This window comes from Streptomyces sp. NPDC001606 (assembly GCF_053596835.1).
In genome coordinates this window covers 377,884-398,154 of record NZ_JBSFHC010000005.1, presented here as the reverse complement: position 1 = coordinate 398,154, position 20,271 = coordinate 377,884, and the positions used below count along the sequence as shown (strand labels likewise).

Below are 20,271 nucleotides of genomic sequence, written 5' to 3'. Positions count from 1 at the left end.
GACGTGTGTTTCCTTTCCTTGGTGCGGGGTCGGTGCTCCGTCGTCAGGGGGTGCCCGACGACGGGGACGGCGGGGTGGCGGCCAGTGCGGCGAGCCGCGCGGCGACGGCGGGGAACCGGCCGGGGTCGCCGGAGGCGGCCACATGGCCGTCCGGGCGCAGCAGCACGAACCGCTGCCGCGGGCCGGCCAGCGGGAAGTGCGCGACCAGGCCGGGCAGGCTGCCGGCCAACTCAGCGGCGTCCTGCGCGAGTCGGCTGTGGGGGCCGCCGTAGGTGAGGAGCTGGAAGCGGCCGGCCAGCTCGTCGGAGGGGTGCGTGAGCCAGCGGGGGTCGCGGGTGCCGGGGCGCGGCCGGGAGCGCTGCGGGCGGGCGTCCGGGCCGGTGCCGAACAGCACGTCGGGGTAGCGGCTGCGCCAGCCGGCGAGCAGCGGCGCGTAGCCGCGGGCCAGCGCGCCGGAGGCGCCCAGCAGGCGCCAGGTGAGGTCGCGGACCCGACGGGCCGCCGGGCCGGCCACGGCCTGCCGGGCCATCCGGCCGGTGGCCTGGAGGGTCTGGGCGATCGCGGCCCGCCGCTCGGGGTCGTAACTGTCCAGGATCGACGGGTTCAGCCGGCCGTGCACCACGCCCGCGAGCTTCCAGGCCAGGTTGCGGGTGTCCGGGATGCCGAGGCTGAGGCCCTGGCCGCCGATCGGGCTGTGCACATGCGCGGCGTCGCCGACGAGGAAGCAGCGGCCGGAGCGCAGCGCGCCGGCCACCCGCTCGTCGCTGGAGAACAGGGTGACGGTGCGCACCTCGGTGAAGCGGAGCCCGCCGGGGCCTCGCTCGTCCAGCAGCGCCTGGGCCTGCTCGGCGGTGGCCGGGGTGCCCTCCGGTACGGCGCCGGAGATGCGGAACTCGCCGCCCGGCAGCGGGGCGAGCACCGCGGTGCCGGTGTCGCCGAGGAAGTAGTGCACCTCGTCCGCGCTCCAGCCGGTGCCCGGCTCGCCGGTGATGCGTCCCTCGGCGAGCAGGAAGGTGGCCGGGAAGCGGGCGCCGGTGAAGTCGATGCCCAGCTCGGCGCGGACCCGGCTGTGCAGCCCGTCCGCGCCCACCAGCCAGTCGGCCTCGAACTCGGTGGTGCTGCCGTCCGCCCGGGTCGCGGTGACGGTGACCGCGTGCTCGTCCGGGACGACCTTGGTGACCCGGGTGCCCCACTCGACGCCGACGCCGCGGTCGGCCAGCGCCTCGGCCAGCAGCCGGCCGGTGCGCTCCTGGGGCAGCACCAGCGGGGCGTTGACGTCGGTGAGCGGCACCCGCACGCTGCCACCGGAGCCCAGGTGGTAGTGGAGGGCGACGGGCTGGATGGCCTCGCGGGCGGCGCGCTCGGCGAGGCCGAGTTCGCCGAGCACCTCCCGCACCGGCGGCCACAGCAGGATCGCCCGGGAGCCGGTGTGCGGCTGGTCCGCCGCGTCCACCACGGTGACCTGCACACCGAGCCGGCTCAGCTGTGCGGCCATGGCGAGGCCGCACGGGCCCGCGCCGACGACCAGGACCGTCGTACGCCGTGTCATCGCTTCTCCAACCACTCGTGCACCGCCTGGGCGGTGCGCTCGGCGTGTTCCTCGAGGACGGTGAAGTGGTCGCCGGTCAGCTCCACCTCATCGTGCGGGCGGGGCCAGTCGGCCGGGGGACGGTCGAACCCGGCGAGGGGTTCGGTGGTGCGGGCCACCAGCAGCGGGGTCGTGGAGTCGGCGGGCCGCCAGTCGGTGAGCAGCGGCAGATAGCCGCCCATCGCGGTGAGCCGGGCGTCGGTGACCGCGCCGCCCTCCGCCAGCCTGGCGAACATCTGCTCGAACAAGGCGGTTCCGGTGGCGGTCAGTTCGGGCCCGAACAGGAAGGTGTCGACGAGCACCAGTGCGGCGGCCGGGCGGCCCTCGGCGGCCAGCCGGGCGGCGACGCCGTCGGCCAGCAGGCCGCCCGAGGAGTAGCCGACCAGCACCACCGGCCGCTCTCCCGCCGCCTGCCGCACCTGGCGGGTGACGGCCTCCAGCGCGGCGGCCCGGTCGGCGGGCAGCGGTTCGCCGTCGAGGTAGCCGGGCAGGGCGAGGGCGGTGACGGCGCGCCGGTCGCGCAGCGCGGCGGCGAACCGGGCGTACTGGTGCGGGCCGGAGGTGGCCAGCACGGTGGGCAGGCAGACCAGCAGCGGGCCGTCCTCGTGCGCGGTCAGCGGCACCGGTTCGGGCAGCGGGCCGCCGGCCCCCTCGGCGAAGCAGGGACGCAGCCGGGCGGCGGCGCCGAGCAGCTCCACGAACTCGCCGGTCTTCCCGGCCTCGGCCGCCTGCCGGTACAGGCCCGCGAACACGCCGGGGGCGGCGGTGGCGGCCGGGTCGGGGCCGAGTTCGCCGTTCAGGTAACGGGCCAGCGCCTGCGGGGTGTCGTGCTCGAACAGGGTGGCCGCGGTCAGCCGTACCCCGGTGGCCGCGGACAGCCGGTTGCGCAGCTCCAGGGTGGTCAGCGAGTCGAAGCCGTGTTCCAGGAAGCGGCGGGCCGGGTCGAGCGCGGAGCCGTCCGGGAAGCCGAGGACGGCCGCGGCCTGGCCGGTGACCGCGGTGAGCAGCGCGCCGTACCGCTCGGCGGCGGGCAGCCCGGCCAGCGCGCCGACGCCCGGCACGGCCGGGCCGCCGGTCTCGCGGCGGCCGCGGTCGGGGGCGAACTCGGCGATCAGCGGGCGCGGGCCGGTGAGGGTGTACGCGGCGTGGAACCGCGGCCAGTCCACCTCGGCCACCAGCAGGCGGGTGTCCCCCGCGGTGAGCGCGGTGCCGAGCGCGGCGAGGGCGCGCTGCTCGTCCAGTACGGCGATGCCCCGGCTCGCCAGCCGGTCCCGGCGGGTGGCCGCCACGCCGCCGGTGTCGTCGGGGTCGGCCCAGGGCGCCCAGGCCACCGAGAGGGCGGGCAGCCCGGCCGCGGCGCGGTGCTCGGCGAGCGCGTCCAGCGCGGCGGTGGCCGCGGCGTAACCGGCCTGGCCGACGCCGCCGAAGGTGCCGGAGACCGAGGAGAACAGCACGAACGCGGTGAGCGGCAGCTCCCGGGTGAGGTGGTGCAGCTGCCAGGCGGCGGTGACGCCGGGGTCCATGGCGGCCGCGGCGGCGGCGCCGTCGAGGCTGGTCAGCGGGGCCTCGGTGAGCGGTACGGCGGTGTGCACCACGGCGCTGAGCGGCTGCCCGGCGGGCAGCGACGCCGGCAGCGCGGCCACCGCCGCGGGGTCGGTCAGGTCGCAGACGGCGGTGTGCACCTCGGTGCCCTCGGCGCGCAGCGCGGCGACCGTCTCCTCGGGCACCGCGCCGCCGGGAGCGGCGGTGAGCAGCAGCGCGGGGGCGCCCGCGGCGGCCAGCCAGCGGGCCACGGCCGCGCCCGTCGCGGTGTCCGCGCCGGTGACCAGGGTGGTGCCGGTGGGCCGCCAGGTGTCGCCGGTCAGTTCGGTCAGCGGGCTGCGCACCAGGCGACGGGCGAACAGTCCGGCCGGGCGGACGGCGAGCTGTTCCTCGCCGGTGCGCCCGGACAGCGCCGCGCACCAGCGGGTCAGCGCCCGTTCGTCGGGCCGGGCGGGCAGGTCGACGATGCCGCCGGCGAGGTCGGGGTGTTCCAGGGACACCGTCGGGGCCAGGCCCCACAGCGCGGCCCGGTCCGGGTCGCCGCCCGGCGCCGCGTCCAGCGCCACCGCCTCCGTCGTGGTGAACCACAGGGGGGCCGCCACGCCCAGTTCGGCCAGGGCGCGGACCAGGGTCACGGCGGCCGGCCAGCCCAGCAGGGCGAGCACCCCGGCGGGCCGGACGCCGGCCAGCGCGGCCCGCAGCTCCGCCAAGTCCGCCGACTCCGCCGTGACTTCGACCCGGATCACCCGGGCGCCGTGCCGGGCCAGCGCGCCGGGTTCCGGTCCGGTGTGCCCGGGGGGTACGGCGACCAGCCAGTCGCCGGTCAGCCGCGCGCTCCCCGGGTCGGGCACCGGCCGCCACTCCAGCGTGTGGCGCCAGGAGTCCACGACGGACCGCTCGCGGCGCCGCCGCCGCCAGGCCGACAGCGCGGGCAGCACGGCGGCCAGGGGTTCGGCCTCCGGGGCGGCCAGGTCGAGCGCGTCGGTGAGGCCGGGCAGGTCAGCGTTCTCCACCGCGGTCCAGAAGGCGGACTCCACCGGGTCCGCCGTGTCGGGCACGGCGTCCGGGTCGGGCTCGGGCCAGTAGCGCTGCCGCTGGAAGGGGTAGGTGGGCAGATCCACCCAGGCGGGGTCCCGGCCGGCCAGGGCGGCGCCCAGGTCGACCGGGGCGCCACGGGTGTGCGCGTCGGCCACCGAGCGCAGGAAGCGGTCGAGGCCGCCCTCGTCGCGGCGCAGCGAGCCGACGGCGGCGGCGTCGGCCCCGGCGTCCTCGGCGATGTCCTGCACCGCGGTGACCAGCACCGGGTGCGGGCTGACCTCGACGAAGAAGCGGTAGCCGGCGGCCAGCAGGGTGCGCACGGCCGGGTCGAAGGCCACCGGCCGGCGGGCGTTCTCGAACCAGTACTCGGCGCCCAGGCCGGCCGTGTCGGTGAAGTCGCCGGTGACGGTGGAGCAGAACGGCACCTCTGCCGCGGTGGGCCGTACGTCGGCGAACAGGTCCAGGATGCGCTCGCGCAGCGGGTCGACCTGGTCGCAGTGCGAGGCGACGGTGGAGCCGACCAGCCGGGCGCGCAGCCCGTCGGCGGTGGCCTCGGCGACGAACCGCTCCAGCGCGTCCGTCGCGCCGACCACGGTCACCGCGTTCGGGCCGTTGACGCCGCCGATGTGCAGCGCGTCGCCCTGGGCGGCCAGCCGGGCGCGGACCTGCTGCTCGGACGCGGCCACCGACACGACCGCGCCACGGCCGAGCAGTTCCTCGGCGAACAGCCGGCTGCGCAGTACGACGATCTTCAGCGCGTCGTGCAGGGACAGCGCGCCGGCCGTGCAGGCGGCGGCGATCTCGCCCTGGCTGCTGCCCACCACCGCGGCCGGGGTGAGGCCGTAGGAGCGCCACAGTTCGGCGAGGGACACCATCACCGCGAACAGCACCGGTTGCAGGATCTCGATGCGCTCCATGGAGGGCGCGCCGGGCGCCCCGCGCAGCACGTCGACGATCGACCAGTCCACGAAGGCGCGGGCCGCGGTGTCGCACTCGGCGATGCGGGCCGCGAACACCGGGGCGGAGTCCAGCAGTCTGGCGGCCATGCCGGCCCACTGGGAGCCCTGGCCTGGGAAGACGAACACGACCCGGTCGACGGGCGCGGCGGTCGCGCCGGTCACGGCGTCGTGCGGCCTGCCCTCGGCCAGGGCGCGCAGTGCCTCGGCGGCGGTGTCCGGAGCGTCGGCGACGACCACGGCACGGTGGTCGAAGAGGGCGCGGGAGCGCAGCAGGGCGCCGGCGAGATCCGGCAACGGGGTCCCGGCCTGCACGAGCGGCAGCAACCGCTCGGCCTGCGCCCGCAGCGCTTCGGGGGTGCGGGCGGAGAGGGCGAGGGGGACGGGGGCGGCGGGGACGGTCGTACGACGATCGGTCTCGGCGGTGGCGGCGGGGGCGGCGGCCTCGGAGGTCTCCGAGGCCTCGGAGGTGGCGGGGGCTTCGGTGGTCGCCGGGGTTTCGGTGGTCGCCGGGGCTTCGGCCGACGCGAACTCCTCGCACTCTTCCAGGAGTACGTGGGCGTTGGTGCCGCTGATGCCGAACGCGGACACCCCGGCGCGGCGCGGGCGGCCGGTCTCCGGCCAGGGGCGGGGCTCGGTCAGCAGCGCCACCCCGCCGGAGGCGAAGTCCGCCTCGGGGGTCGGCGCGTCCACGTGCAGGGTGCGCGGCAGCCGGTCGCCGCGCAGCGCCATCACCATCTTGATGACACCGCCGACCCCGGCGGCCGCGCCGGTGTGACCGAGGTTGGACTTCAGCGAGCCCAGCCACAGCGGGCGGTCGGCGGGCCGGTTGCGGCCGTAGGTGGCCAGCAGCGCGTTGGCCTCGATCGGGTCGCCCAGCGCGGTACCGGTGCCGTGCGCCTCGACCGCGTCGATGTCGGCGGCGGCCAGGCCCGCGTCGGCGAGCGCGGCGCGGATGACCCGTTCCTGGGAGGGGCCGTTGGGGGCGGTGAGCCCGTTGGAGGCGCCGTCCTGGTTGACCGCCGAGCCGCGCACCACGGCCAGCACCCGGTGTCCGTTGCGGCGCGCGTCGGACAGCCGCTCCAGCACCAGCATCCCGGCGCCCTCGCCCCAGGCGGTGCCGTCGGCGGCCGCGGCGAAGGCCTTGGCACGGCCGTCGGGCGCCAGGCCGCGCTGCCGGGACAGCTCCACGAACCCGGCCGGGGTGGACAGCACCGAGGCTCCCCCGGCCAGCGCCAGCGAGCACTCGCCGCGGAGCAGGGACTGGCGGGCCAGGTGCAGGGCGACCAAGGAGGCCGAGCAGGCGGTGTCCACGGACAGCGCGGGGCCCTCCAGGCCGAGGGTGTAGGACAGCCGCCCGGACAGCACGCTGATCGCGTTGCCGGTCAGCAGATAGCCCTCCAGGTCCTCGGCGGCCTGCGCGGCGAGCATCCCGTAGTCCTGCGCGCCGCTGCCCACGAACACGCCGGTGCGGCTGCCGCGCAGCGAGGTCGGGTCGATCCCGGCCCGCTCCAGCGCCTCCCAGGAGGTCTCCAGGAGCAGCCGCTGCTGCGGGTCCATCGCCAGCGCCTCGCGCGGCGAGATCCCGAAGAAGGGGGCGTCGAAGTCGGCCACGTCGTAGAGGAACCCGCCCTCCTTGACGTAGGTGGTGCCGGGCCGGTCCGGGTCGGGGTCGAAGAGGCGGTCCAGCGGCCAGCCGCGGTCGGTGGGGAAGGCCGCCATCACATCGCGGCCGTCGGCCACCACCTCCCACAGGTCCTCGGGCGAGCCGATGCCGCCGGGAAAGCGGCAGGCCATGCCGACGACGGCCACCGGCTCGGTGTCGCGCTGCTCATAGGCGCGCAACCGCTGCCGGGTCTCGTGCAGGTCGACGGTGACCTTGCGCAGGTAGTCGCGGAGACGGTCGGCATCACTCATGATCAGCTCAACTCCGAGTCGATGAACCGGAAGATCTCTTCGTCGTCGGCGTCCGCGAGCTGCTCGCTGACCGACTCCGCCGACGCGTGGCCCGTGTCCGGCTCCGGGGCCAGTCGGCCCACCAGGGCTTGCAGCCGGGTCAGTGCGCGCCGCCGGTCGTCCTCGTCGGACACCTCGGCCAGTACGCCGGCCAGCCGGTCGAGTTCCTCGTCCAGCGAGCCGACGGCCGCCGGGGCGGGGGCCGCCAGCTGTCCGCGCAGATGGTCGGCGAGCCCGTCGGGGGTGGGGTGGTCGAACACCGCCGTGGCCGACAGCCGTACGCCGGTGGCCGCGCGCAGCCGGTTGCGCAGGTTGACCGCGGCCAGCGAGTCGAAGCCGAGGTCGGTGAAGGGCCGCCCGGTGGGCAGTGCCTCGGGGTCGTCGTGGCCGAGGACGACGGCGGCCTCCCGGCGTACCAGCGCGACGAGTTCGCGGCGCTGGTCGGCCTCGGGCAGCGCGGCGAGCCGGGCCGCCGTGGCGGAGCCGTCCGCGGCTTCCTCCGGGTCGCCGAGGCCGCCGGTGCCGCCCGGTTCGGTGGCGAGGCTGTCGCGGACCTCGGGCAGCTCGCTCAGCAGCGGGCTGGGCCGGGCGGCGGTGAACGCGGGGGCGAGGACGGCCCAGTCCACGTCGGCCACGGTCACCGTGGTGTCGGCGTGCCGGACGGCGTCGGCCAGCGCGGCGAGCGCCTGCTCGGGGTCCAGGGCCAGCACGCCCCGCCGGCGCAGCTGTTCGCGGCGCTGCGCCTCGACGCCGGCGTCCGCCGCGCCGAGCCCGGCGCCCTGCCAGGGGCCCCAGGCGATGGCGGTGGCGGGCAGCCCGCGGGCCTGCCGGTGCCGGGCCAGCGCGTCGAGGTAGGCGTTGGCGGCGGCGAACGCACCCTGTTCGCTGCCGCCCCAGGTGGCCGCGACGGAGGAGAACAGCACGAACGCGTCCAGGCCGGCGGTGAGCCGGTGCAGGTTGGCCGCGCCGCGCGCCTTGGTGGCGAGGGTGGCGGCGACCTCGGCGAGGCCGGTGCCGGTCAGCGGGCCGGAGCGCAGGGTGCCCGCGGTGTGCACCACCGCGGTCAGCGGCAGCTCCGCGGGTATCCCGGCGAGGAGTTCGGCCAGGGCGGTCTCGTCGGCCGGGTCGCAGGTGCTCAGGGTGACCGGGACGCCGAGGTCCTCGGGTGCGGTGGCGGCGGGGTCGTCGGTGGTCAGGACGAGCGCCTGGGCGCCGTTCTCGGCCAGCCAGCGGGCCACCGGCAGCCCCATCGGGCCGAGGCCGTCGGTGACCAGGACGGTGCCGGTGGGCCGCCACTGCCGGGCCGGGGTGCGCCCGGCCAGCGGTGCGTGCGCCAGGCGCGGCACCAGCACCCCGGTGTCGCGCACCGCGGCCTGGTCCTCGGCGCCGGCCAGCAGCGCGGCCAGCCGGTCCAGCCCGCGGCGCGGATCCTCGGGCAGGTCGACGATGCCGCCGAAGAGCTTCGGGTGCTCCAGCGCGAGCGTACGGCCGAGGCCCCAGAGCATGGCCTGTTCGGGGTGCGGCACCCGGTCGGCCGGGGTGGCGGCGACCGCCCCACTGGTGACCAGCCACAGCGCGGTCTCCGTGCCGGCCAGGTCCCGCACCAGCTCCAGAGTGGCGGCCAGCCCGGCGGGCACGGCGGACTCCTCCGGATGCGGCCCGTCGACCAACCCCAGCAGCGAGACGACACCCCGCACCGGCCCGCTTCCGGGCGGTACGAGACCGGGTGCGGTGCCGGTGTGGTCGACGACCGATTCGGCATCGGCTGATACGACGTCCGGTCCCGGCCCGCCCGGACCGGCGTCCGAGCCCGGTCCGCCGAGCAGGGCGTCCGAGCCCGATTCGGCGAGCAGGGCAACCTCCGTCCCGGCACCGGCGGTTACCCCGTTGCCGGTGATCACCGCGCGTACCGCGTCAGGGCCGATCACGTGGGCCTCGGCGCCGGCGCGGGTGAGGGCGGCGGCGCATTCCTCGGCGAGGGGCAGGCCGTCGGGTGCGACCACGAGCCAGGTGCCGGTCAGTACGGGCTCGGGCGGGTCGGCCGGTCGCCAGCCCACGGTGTAGCGCCGGCCGTCGGCGGTGGCGGACGCCTCCCTCGCGGCGCGCCAGGCGGCCAGTCCGGGCAGCACCTCGGCGAGCGGCTGCGCCGGGACGCCGAGCAGGTCGGCCAGCGCCTTGGGGTCGTCGGGGTCGGCGCCGTCGACCGCCGTCCAGAACGCGCCGTCCACCGTGCCGGCACCGGTGCCGGTGGACTCCGGGGCGGCGAGCCAGTAGCGCTGCCGCTGGAAGGCGTACGTCGGCAGGTCCGCCGGGACGGGCCGCGAGGTGTCGAAGGCGGAAGCCAGCCGCACCGGCACCCCGGCGACCTGGGCCTCGGCGACGGAGTGCAGGAACCGGTCGAGGCCGCCCTCGTCGCGGCGCAGCGAGCCGACGACGGTCACCTCGTCCAGCGTGCCGTCGATCCCGGGCACCAGCACCGGGTGGGGGCTGACCTCGACGAAGGCGCGGTGGCCCTGCTCGGCGAGGGCGCGCACGGCGTCGGCGAAGCGGACGGTCCGGCGCAGGTTGCGGTACCAGTAGCCGGCGTCCAGCGCGGCCGGGTCGGCCCAGTCGGCGGTGACGGTGGAGAACATGGGCACCGTCGCCTGCCGGGGCCGTATCCCGGACAGCGCCTCGACCAGCCGGGCTTCGATGCGTTCGACCTGGGCGGAGTGCGAGGCGTAGTCGACCACGATCCGGCGGGCCCGTACGCCGCGTTCGGCGCAGTCGGCCAGCAGCCGCTCCAGCGCCTCGGGGGCACCGGACACGACCGTGGAGGCGGCGCCGTTGACCGCGGCGACGGTCGCTGCGCCGTCGGCGGGCAGCAGACCGGTCACCTCCTCGGCGGGCAGCGCCACGGACACCATCCCGCCATGTCCGGTGAGTTCCTCGGCGATCAGTCTGCTGCGTACGCAGACCACCGCGGCGGCGTCGCGCAGGGACAGCGCCCCCGCCACACAGGCCGCCGCGATCTCCCCCTGCGAATGCCCCACCACCGCATCCGGCTCCACCCCGAACGACCGCCACAACGCCGCCAACGACACCATCACCGCGAACGACACCGGCTGCACCACATCCACCCGCTCCAGCCCCGGCTCACCCACCTCCCCCCGCAACACACCCAGCAGCGACCACTCCGCGAACTCCCTCAAAGCTTCGGCACACTCGGCCATCCGCGCCGCGAACACCGGCGAGGAGTCCAGCAGCTCCACCGCCATCCCCGCCCACTGCGCCCCCTGCCCCGGAAACACGAACACCGTACGGCCGACATCGCCGGCGGTGCCGGTGACGACGTGCGGGGCGGGCTCGCCGGCGGCCAGCGCGGTCAGCCCGGTGAGGAGGTCGTCGCGTCCGGAGGCGACGATCACGGCGCGATGGGTGAGTGCGGCGCGCCCGGCGGCCAGGGCGGCGGCCGGTTCGGCCGGTGCGGTGTCCGGCCGGTCGGCCAGCCAGCTACGCAGCCGGCCGGCCTGGGCGCGCAGCGCGGCCGGGGTGTCGCCGGACAGCGGCACCGGGACGACCCGCTGCGGCTCCGCCGGCCGGGCGGGCAGCTGCGGGGCCTGTTCGATGACGACATGGGCGTTGGTGCCGCTGATGCCGAAGGAGGACACCGCGGCGCGGCGTGGCCGGTCGCGCTCCGGCCAGGGCCGGGCCTCGTCGAGCAGCCGTACCCCGCCGGCCGACCAGTCCACGTGCGGGGTGGGTTCGCCGAGGTGGAGGGTGCGCGGCAGCACCCCGTGCCGCAGCGCCTCCACGACCTTGATCACCCCGGCGACGCCGGCGGCGGCCTGGGTGTGGCCGAGGTTGGACTTGACCGAGCCGAGCCACAGCGGGTCGTCCTCGCGGCCCTGGCCGTAGGTGGCGAGCAGGGCCTGCGCCTCGATCGGGTCGCCGAGCGCGGTGCCGGTGCCGTGCGCCTCCACCAGGTCGACGTCGGCCGGGGACAGACCGGCGGCGGCCAGCGCGGAGCGGATGACCCGTTCCTGGGAGGGGCCGTTGGGGGCGGTGAGCCCGTTGGAGGCGCCGTCCTGGTTCACGGCCGAGCCGCGCAGCACGCCGAGGATCCGGTGTCCGTTGCGGCGCGCGTCGGACAGCCGCTCGACCACCAGCAGGCCGACGCCCTCGGACCAGACGGTGCCGTCCGCGTCCGCGGAGAACGCCTTCACCCGGCCGTCGGCGGCCAGGCCGCGCTGCCGGGAGAACTCGATGAAGGTGCCCGGCGTGGCCATCACGGTGGCGCCGCCGGCCAGCGCCAGCGAGCACTCCCCCGCGCGCAGCGCCTGGGCCGCCAGGTGCAGGGTGACCAGGGAGGAGGAGCAGGCGGTGTCCACGGTCACCGCGGGTCCCTGGAGACCGAAGGTGTAGGCGATGCGGCCGGAGGCGACGCTGCCCGCGGTGCCCGCGCCGAGGTAGCCCTCGACGTCCTGCGGTGTGCTGGGCAGCCGGGTGGCGTAGTCGTGGTACATGACGCCGACGAACACACCGGTGTCGGTGTCGCGCAGGGACAGCGGGTCGATGCCGGTGCGTTCCAGCGCCTCCCAGGAGGTCTCCAGGAGCAGCCGCTGCTGCGGGTCCATGGCCAGCGCCTCGCGCGGTGAGATGCCGAAGAGGCCCGCGTCGAACTCGGCGGCGTCGTGCAGGAAGCCGCCCCTGGTCAGGTAGGTGTGTCCGGCCCGGTCGGGGTCGGGGTCGTAGAGCCGGTCGGTGTCCCAGCCGCGGTCGGTGGGGAACGGGGAGATGCCGTCGCCGTCCCCGGTCACCAGCCGCCAGAGGTCCTCCGGGGAGCGCACTCCGCCCGGGTAGCGGCAGGCCATGCCGACGATGGCGATCGGCTCGTCGGCCGGGCCGGTGCGGCGGGGCGTGGGGCGGGCCGGGGTGGCGGCCTCGGTGAGCCTGCCGAGCAGGTACTCGGCGGTGGCCTCGATGCTCGGGTGGTCGAAGGCCAGCGTGGCGGGCAGCGTCAGTCCGGTGCTCGCCGCCAGCCGGTTGCGCAGTTCCACCGAGGTCAGCGAGTCGAAGCCGAGGTCGGTGAAGGCGCGCCGGTCGCCGGGTCCGGCCGCGCTGTCGTGGCCGAGGGTGGCGGCGACCGCCGTACGCACGGTGTCGCGGACCAGTCTGCGGCGGGCGGCCTCGTCGCGGCCGGCCAGTGCGGCCCGGAGGGCGCCGGTGCCGGCGGCGCTGCGGGCGGGGACGCGGACCAGGCCGCGCAGCACCGGGGCCGGTGGCACGGTGCGGGCCTGCTCGCGCAGCGCGGGCAGGTTCAGCCGGACGGGGACGGCCAGTGCGGTGCCGGCCGGGACGGCGGTGTCGAACAGCCGCATTCCCTCGGCGGGTTCGAGCGGCACCACACCGAGCCGTTCGATGCGCTGCCGTGCGGCGCCGTCCGCGGTGTCGCCCATGCCGCCCGCGCCGCTCCACAGGCCCCAGGCCAGGGACACGGCGGGCAGCCCGGCCGTGCGCCGCCGGGCGGCCAGGCCGTCGAGTACGGCGTTGGCGGCGGCGTAGCCGCTCTGTCCGGGGCTGCCGAGGATCCCGGCGGCCGAGGAGAACAGCACGAAGGCGGTGAGGTGGTGACCGCGGGTCAGCTCGTCGAGGTGCAGCGCGGCGGCCGCTTTGGGCCCGAGGACCCGGTCGATGCGGTCGGGGGTCTGGGCGGCGAGCATCCCGTCGTCCAGCACTCCGGCGGCGTGCACCACGCCCCGCAGCGGGCGCTCGGCCGGGATCCCGGCCAGCAGCGCGGCCAGCGCCTCGCGGTCGGCCACGTCGCAGGCCACCACCTGGGCGTCGGCACCCAACTCGGTGAGTTCGGCGACCAGTTCGGCCGCGCCCGGGGTGTCCGGTCCGCGGCGCCCGGCGAGCAGCAGGTGCCGTACGCCGTGCTCGGCGGCCAGATGCCGGGCCAGTACCGAGCCGAGTGCCCCGGCGCCGCCGGTGATCAGTACGGTGCCTTCCGGGTCCCATGCCTCGCGGTCCCCTGGGGCAGGCTCACGGTGTGCTGCCCCTCGGAGCAGCCGCGGCACGAGCAACGCGCCGTTTCGGACGGCCAGTTGGGGCTCGCCGGTGGCGAGGGCGGCGGCGTCGGGCAGGCTGCCGTCGCTGTCCAGCAGCACGATGCGGCCCGGGTGCTCCGACTGGGCCGAGCGGGCCAGGCCCCAGACGGCCGCGGCGCCCAGGTCGGTGCCGTCGGTGGAGCCGGAGGTGCGCAGCACCAGCGTGCTGCCGGTGAACCGCTCGTCCGCCAGGAACCGCTGGGTGAGAGCCAGGACCCGGTGGGTGGCGGCGGCGATCCGGGCCGGGTCGTCCGCGGTGGCCGGCAGCGCGGCCAGCAGCCACGGTCCGGGCGGGTCGGTGACGGCGGCGAGGTCGAGGCCGGTACCGAGGTCGGTGAGCTCGGGAAGGTCGGCGGGCGTGGGTCCGCCGGGCAGCGGCGTCCAGCCCAGCGTGTACAGCGCCTCGGTCGCGGGGTCCGCGGTGTGCAGCCCCTCCGGGACCGGGCGCAGTGCCAGGCCGTCCACGGTGAGCACCGGGGCGCCCTGACCGTCGTACGCGGTGATGGCGACCGCGCCGTCGGCCGGGGTCAGCCGTACCCGCAGGGTCGTCGGGGCGGCGGGCTGCCAGAGGGTCACCCCGGACCAGGCGAAGGGCAGCGCGGCCCGGCTCGCTCCGGGGTCGATGGCCAGCGCGTGCAACGCGGCGTCCAGCAGCGCCGGGTGCACCCCGAAGCCGCCGGGTTCGGCCGGGGCGGGCAGGGTCACCTCGGCGAACAGCTCGGTGCCGGTGGCGGTGTCCCGGCGCCGCACGGCGCGCAGCCCGCGGAACACCGGGCCGTAGGCGAGCCCGCGGTCGGCCAGCAGCTCGTACAGCTCGGCCGGCTCGGTCTCGACCGTCTCGGTGCCGTCGGCGTCGGCCGGGGGCCAGTCCGCCGGCTGCGGTGCGGTGCCGGCCGGCGGTTCGACCGTGCCGGTGGCGTGCCGGGTCCACGGTTCCTCGGCGAGTCCCGTCTCGGTACGGGAGTACACGCTCACCGCGCGGCGGCCCTGTTCGTCGGGCGCGCCGAGGACCAGTTGCAGGGCGGCGGCGCCCCGCTCGGCCAGCACCAGCGGGGTGTCCAGGGTGAGTTCGGTGATCCGGCCGCAGCCCAGTTCCGCCCCGGCGCGGGCGACGAGGTCGAGGAACGCGGTGCCGGGCAGCACGGTCCGGCCGGCCACCACATGGTCGGCGAGCCAGGGCTGGGTGGCGAGGGACAGCCGTCCGGTGAAGAGCACTCCGGCGCCGTCGGCGAGGGCCACGGCCGCGCCGAGCAGCGGATGCCCGACCGGGCCGAGGCCGATCGCCCCGGCATCGGCGGCGCTCTCGCCGGTCAGCCAGAACCGGCGGTGCTGGAACGGGTAGGTGGGCAGCGGGACCGGCGCCGGGGCGCGGCCCTCGGTGAGCGCGGTCCAGTCCGCGGAGATGCCGTGCACATGCAGCCGGGCCAGGGTGTCCAGCAGGGCCGGAAGCTCGTCCCGGCCGTCGCGCAGGGTGGGCAGCACCACCCGTTCCACGCCCTGCCCGGTCCCCTCCCCGGCCTCGGTGGGCAGGCAGTCGCGGGCCATCGCGGTCAGCGCGGCGCCCGGGCCGATCTCGACGAACGCGGTGGCTCCGGCCTCGGCCAGGGCGCGTACCGCGGGCAGGAAGCGCACGCTGTCGCGGACGTTGGCGACCCAGTGCTCGGGGTCGGTGATCTCCCGCTCGGTCAGCGGCGCCCCGGTCACGGTGGACACGACCGGCAGCCGGGGCGCGCCGATCGGCAGTCCGGCGACGATCTCCCGGTACTCGGCGAGGATGCCGTCCACGTGCGGGGAGTGCGGGGCCATGGTGACCCGCAGCTGCCGGGTACGGCGGCCGTGCGCACGCCAGTGGGCGCCGATCCCGGCGACCGTGTCGGCGTCGCCGGACACCACCACCGAGCGGGGGCCGTTGACGGCGGCCAGCCGGATCCGGCCGGTGTGTTCGGCCAGCTGGGGGGCGAGTTCGTCCTCGGTGGCCTCGACGGCGACCATCGCGCCGCCCTGTGTGGCCCGCGCCATCAGCCGGCCGCGGGCGGTGACCAGGGTGGCGGCGTCGGCCAGGGTCAGCGCCCCGGCGACATGCGCGGCGACGATCTCGCCGACCGAGTGGCCGGCCACCAGGTCCGGGCGCAGGCCCCAGCTTTCCGCACACCGGACCAGGGCGACTTCCACGGCGAACAGCGCCGCCTGGGTGAAGTCGGTGCGGTCGAGGAGTGCGGCCTCGGGGCTGCCTTCGGCGGCGTACAGCACCTCGCGCAGCGGCCGGGGCAGATGCGGGTCGAGCGCGGCGCACACCGTGTCGAGCGCTTCGGCGTAGGCGGGGAACTCCGCGGCCAGTGCGCGGCCGGCGCCGAGCCGCTGGGAGCCCTGGCCGGGGAAGAGGAAGGCGAGTTTCCCGGCGTCGGCGGCGCGGCCGGTGACGACGTCGGGGTCGGGGGTGCCTGCGGCGAGGGCGGCCAGCCCGCGGTGGGGGTCGGCCAGGACGGCGGCCCGGTGCGGGTGTGTGGCGCGGGTGGTCAGCAACGAGTGGGCGACGACGTGCGGTTCGAGGGCGGGGTGCTCGGTGAGGTGGGTCAGCAGGGCGGCGGCCTGCGCGCGCAGCGCCGGTTCGGTGCGGGCCGAGACCACGACCGGCAGCGGCAGCGCCGGCCGGGCCGGGGCCGGCGCCGGTTCCCCGGGCGGGGCCTGTTCGAGGATGATGTGTGCGTTGGTGCCGCTGACGCCGAAGGAGGAGACGGCGGCGCGGCGGGCCCGGCCGGTCTCCGGCCAGGGGCGCGGTTCGGTCAGCAGGGACACCGCGCCGGCGGTCCAGTCCACGTGCGGGCTGGGTTCGGCGATGTGCAGGGAGCGGGGCAGCAGCCCGGCCCGCAGGGCCAGGACGGTCTTGATGATCCCGGCGACGCCGGAGGCGGCCTGGGTGTGCCCGATGTTGGACTTGACCGAGCCGAGCCAGAGCGGTTCGCCGTCCCGGTCCTGGCCGTAGGTGGCGAGCAGCGCCTGGGCCTCGATGGGGTCGCCGAGGGTGGTGCCGGTGCCGTGCGCCTCGACGGCGTCGACGTCCTGCGGGGTCAGTCCGGCCGAGGCCAGCGCGGTGCGGATCACCCGCTGCTGGGAGGGGCCGTTGGGCGCGGTGAGGCCGTTGGAGGCGCCGTCGGAGTTGACGGCGGAGCCACGCACCACGGCCAGTACCGGATGACCGGCGGCGCGCGCGTCGGACAGCCGCTCCACCAGCAGCATGCCGGCGCCCTCCGACCACGCGGTGCCGTCGGCGGCCGCGGAGAACGCCTTCACCCGGCCGTCGGCGGCCAGGCCGCGCTGCCGGGAGAACTCCACGAACAGCCCCGGGGTGGCCATCACGGTGGCGCCGCCGGTCAGTGCCAGGTCGCACTCGCCGCGGCGCAGCGCCTGGGCGGCCAGGTGCAGCGCCACCAGCGAGGACGAGCAGGCGGTGTCGACGGTCAGGGTGGGGCCCTCGAGTCCGAAGGCGTAGGCGAGCCGGCCGGAGGCGACGCTGGCCGCGTTCCCGGTGAGCCGGTAGCCCTCCACGCCCTCGGCGGCGCGGTGCAGCATCGGGCCGTAGTCCTGGCGCATCACGCCGACGAACACGCCGGTGCGGCTGCCGCGCACGGTGGTCGGGTCGATCCCGGCGCGTTCGAAGGTCTCCCAGGAGGTCTCCAGCAGCAGCCGCTGCTGCGGGTCGGTGGCGAGCGCCTCGCGCGGGTTGATGCCGAAGAACTCGGCGTCGAACCCGGCGGCGTCGCGCAGGAATCCGCCGTGCCGGGTGTACGACGTTCCGGGCCGGTCGGGGTCGGCGTCGAACAGGGCGTCCAGGTCCCAGCCGCGGTCGGTGGGGAACTCGGTGATGCCGTCGCCGCCGTCCAGCAGGAACCGCCACAGCTCCTCCGGGGAGCGCAGCTCGGGCGGGAACCGGCAGGCCATGCCGACGATCGCGATGGGCTCGTCGGTGACGACGCCGGCGGCGACCGGCGCGGCCTGCGCGGCCTCCGCGGGCTCGTCCGCGCCGAGATGGGCGGCGAGGGCGGCGGGGGTCGGGTAGTCGAAGACGAGGGTGGCGGGCAGGGTGGTGCCGGTGGCCGCGGTGAGCCGGTTGCGCAGTTCCACCGCGGACAGCGAGTCCACGCCCAGCGCGCGGAACTCCGCCTGCGGGTCGATGGCGTCGGCGTCGGTGTGGCCGAGGACGGCGGCGGCCTCGGCGCGCACCAGCGCCAGCAGTTCCTCGGCGGTGCGGGCGGCCGGCCCGGCGGCCGCCTCGGACCCGGTCGCGGCGGCGGCCCGGCGGCGGGGGGCGCGGACCAGGCCGCGCAGCAGCGGGGGCAGCAGCGCGGGGTCGGCGGTGCGCACCCGGACCTTGGCGGGCAGCAGCACCGGCTCGTCCACGGCGAGCGCCGTGTCGAACAGGGCCAGCGCCTCCTCGGCGGACAGCGCCTGCACTCCGGCGCGGGCCATCCGGGCCAGGTCCGCCGCGGACAGCTCACCGGTGATGCCGCTGGGCGGGGCCCACAGACCCCAGGCGAGCGACTGGGCGGGCAGCCCGGCCGCGCGCCGCCGGCCGGCCAGCGCGTCCAGGCAGGCGTTGGCGGCGGCGTAGTTGGCCTGGCCGGGGCCGCCGAGGGTGCCGGTGGCCGAGGAGAACAGCACGAAGGCCGCGAGGTCGTGGCCGCGGGTCAGCTCGTCCAGGTGCTGTGCGGCGGCCACCTTGGGCCGGAGCACCGCGGTCAGGCGCTCCGGGGTCAGCGCGGTGAACAGCCCGTCGTCGGCGACCCCGGCCGCGTGCACCACGGCGGTGAGCGGGTGCTCCTCGGGTATGCCGGCCAGCAGCGCGGCCAGCGCCTCCCGGTCGGCGGCATCGCAGGCCACCACCTCGGCACGGGCACCCAAAGCAGCCAGCTCGTCGGTCAGTTCACGCGCGCCCGGAGCGTCGGGTCCGCGGCGGCCGGTGAGCAGCAGATGCCGTACGCCGTGCTCGCGCACCAGGTGCCGGGCGACCAGCGCGCCGAGCGTGCCGGTGCCGCCGGTGATCAGCGCGGTGCCGTCGGGGTCGAGCGGGCGGGGCAGGGCGAGCACCAGTTTGCCGGTGTGCCGGGCCTGGCTGAGGTACCGGAAGGCGTCCGCGGCCCGGGCGACCGGCCACACCGACGGCTCCGGCGGGGTCAGCGCGCCGGTGGCGAACAGCTCCAGCACCGCGGCCAGCAGCTGCCGCATCTCGTCCGGCGCCAGCTGCATCAGGTCGAACGGCTGGTAGCCGATGCCCGGGAACGCGGCCGGGTCGCGCAGATCGGTCTTGCCCATCTCCAGGAACCGGCCGCCGGGGCGCAGCAGTTGCGCGGAGGCGTCGACGAACTCACCGGACAGCGAGTTGAGTACGACGTCGACGGGGCCGAACTTCTCGGCGAAGGAGGTGTCGCGGGAGGAGGCGATGTGCGCGTCGTCCAGCCCGAGGTCGCGCAGCACCTGCCACTTGCCGGGGCTGGCGGTGCCGTAGACCTCGGCGCCCAGGTGCCGGGCGAGCTGTACGGCGGCCATGCCGACGCCGCCGGCCGCGGAGTGGATCAGCACCGACTCGCCGGCCCGCAGCCCGGCGAGCCCGACCAGCCCGAGGTGGGCGGTGAGATGGGCGATCGGCATGGCGGCGGCCTGCTCGAACGTCCAGCCGTCCGGGATCGGTGCCACGGCGGCCCGGTCGGCGACCGCGACCGGGGCGAACGCGTCACCGAACAGGCCCAGCACCCGGGTGCCCGGGGCGAGGTCGGTGACATCGGCGGCCACCTCGGTGACCACACCGGCGCCCTCGCCGCCCAGCGCCACCTCGCCCGGGTACATGCCCAGGGCGATGAGCACATCGCGGAAGTTCAGCCCGGCCGCACGCACCGCGATGCGCACCTGCCCCGGTCCCAGCGGTCCGGCCGCGGCCGGAGCGGGCACCAGCGCGAGGTGGTCCAGGGTGCCCGGCCGGGTGACGGCCAGCCGCCAGTGCCGGTCCGCGGGCGGCACCAGCTGGGGCCGGACCAGCCGGGGGGCGAGCAGCGCGCCGTCACGCACCGCCACCTCGGGCCGCCCGGCGGCCGGTACGGCGCCGACTGCTCGCCGGGACGCGGGGGTGCCGTCGAGGTCGGCCAGCAGGATCCGGTCGGGCTGTTCGGCCTGCGCGGCCCGCAGCAGTCCCCACACCGCCGCGCCGCCCGGATCGGCGGGACCGTCGGCGGGTCCGGTGGCGACCGCGCCGGTGGTGACGACCAGCAGCCGGGCGGGCGCCGCGCTGCCGGCCAGCCAGTCCTGCACCTGGCCCAGCACCGCCGTGGTGACCTGCTCGACGGGCTGCCCCGGCGCGACGGCCAGCACGGTGACGTCGGCGGGACCGCCGTCCCCGGTGAGGTCGGTCCCGGCGGCGCGCAGCTCGGCGGCCAGCGGCTCGGGCAGCTCCCCGTGCACCGACCAGGGGCCGGTGGCGGGCCGGTCGGGGGCCTGGATGCCGTCCCAGTCCAGCCGGAACAGCGCGTCGTGGAGCGGTCCGTTGGTGTCGGGGCCGGTGGCGGCGCGCAGCGTGAGCGAGCCGACCGAGGCGACGGGAGCACCGGAGGCGTCGAACAGGTCCAGCGCGACGGTGCCGTCACCGGTGGGCGTGAGCCGGACCCGGGCCGCGGCCGCTCCGGCGGCGTGCAGCCGGACATCGGCCCAGGAGAACGGCAGCCGCGCGGTGCCGGTGTCGTCGGTCAGCGCGAGCGCGTGCAGCGCGGCGTCCAGCAGTGCCGGGTGCAGCCCGAACCGACCGGCACGGTCGCGGTGTTCGCCGGGCAGGGCGACCTCGGCGAGGATGTCCGCGCCGCACCGCCAGGCCGCGCGCAGCCCCTGGAACGCCGGGCCGTAGTCCAGTCCGCGGGCGGCGAGACCGTCGTACACCGTGTCCACGGCCAGCGGTACGGCGTCCTGCGGCGGCCAGGCCGTCAGGGTGGCCGCCGCGCCGGTACGGGTGTCGGTGGTCAGGGTGCCGGTGGCGTGCAGCGTCCACGGCTCGTCCTCGGAGGCGTCCTCGGCCAGCGAGTAGATCTCCACGGCGCGACGGCCGTCATCCTGTGCCTCGCGG

Annotated in this window: 2 protein-coding genes and 1 pseudogene; all 3 read right to left on the bottom strand. The window is 77.1% G+C overall.

The features are described from left to right. Positions 1 to 43 precede the first annotated feature (43 nt). The gene (locus tag ACWCV9_RS13215; RefSeq protein ID WP_450786203.1) at positions 44 to 1,549 is read right to left on the bottom strand and encodes an FAD-dependent oxidoreductase; all 1,506 of its coding nucleotides are present in this window, start codon (positions 1,547 to 1,549) and stop codon (positions 44 to 46) included. Positions 1,550 to 1,572: 23 nt separating this feature from the next. Continuing rightward, positions 1,573 to 7,044, bottom strand: a pseudogene (locus tag ACWCV9_RS13210) (type I polyketide synthase); the annotation flags it as partial. Beyond that, positions 7,044 to 20,240, bottom strand: coding sequence for a type I polyketide synthase (locus ACWCV9_RS13205; protein WP_450786259.1), 13,197 nt, complete (start codon positions 20,238 to 20,240; stop codon positions 7,044 to 7,046). The gene ACWCV9_RS13205 and the pseudogene ACWCV9_RS13210, both read right to left, overlap by 1 nt. Positions 20,241 to 20,271 lie beyond the last annotated feature (31 nt).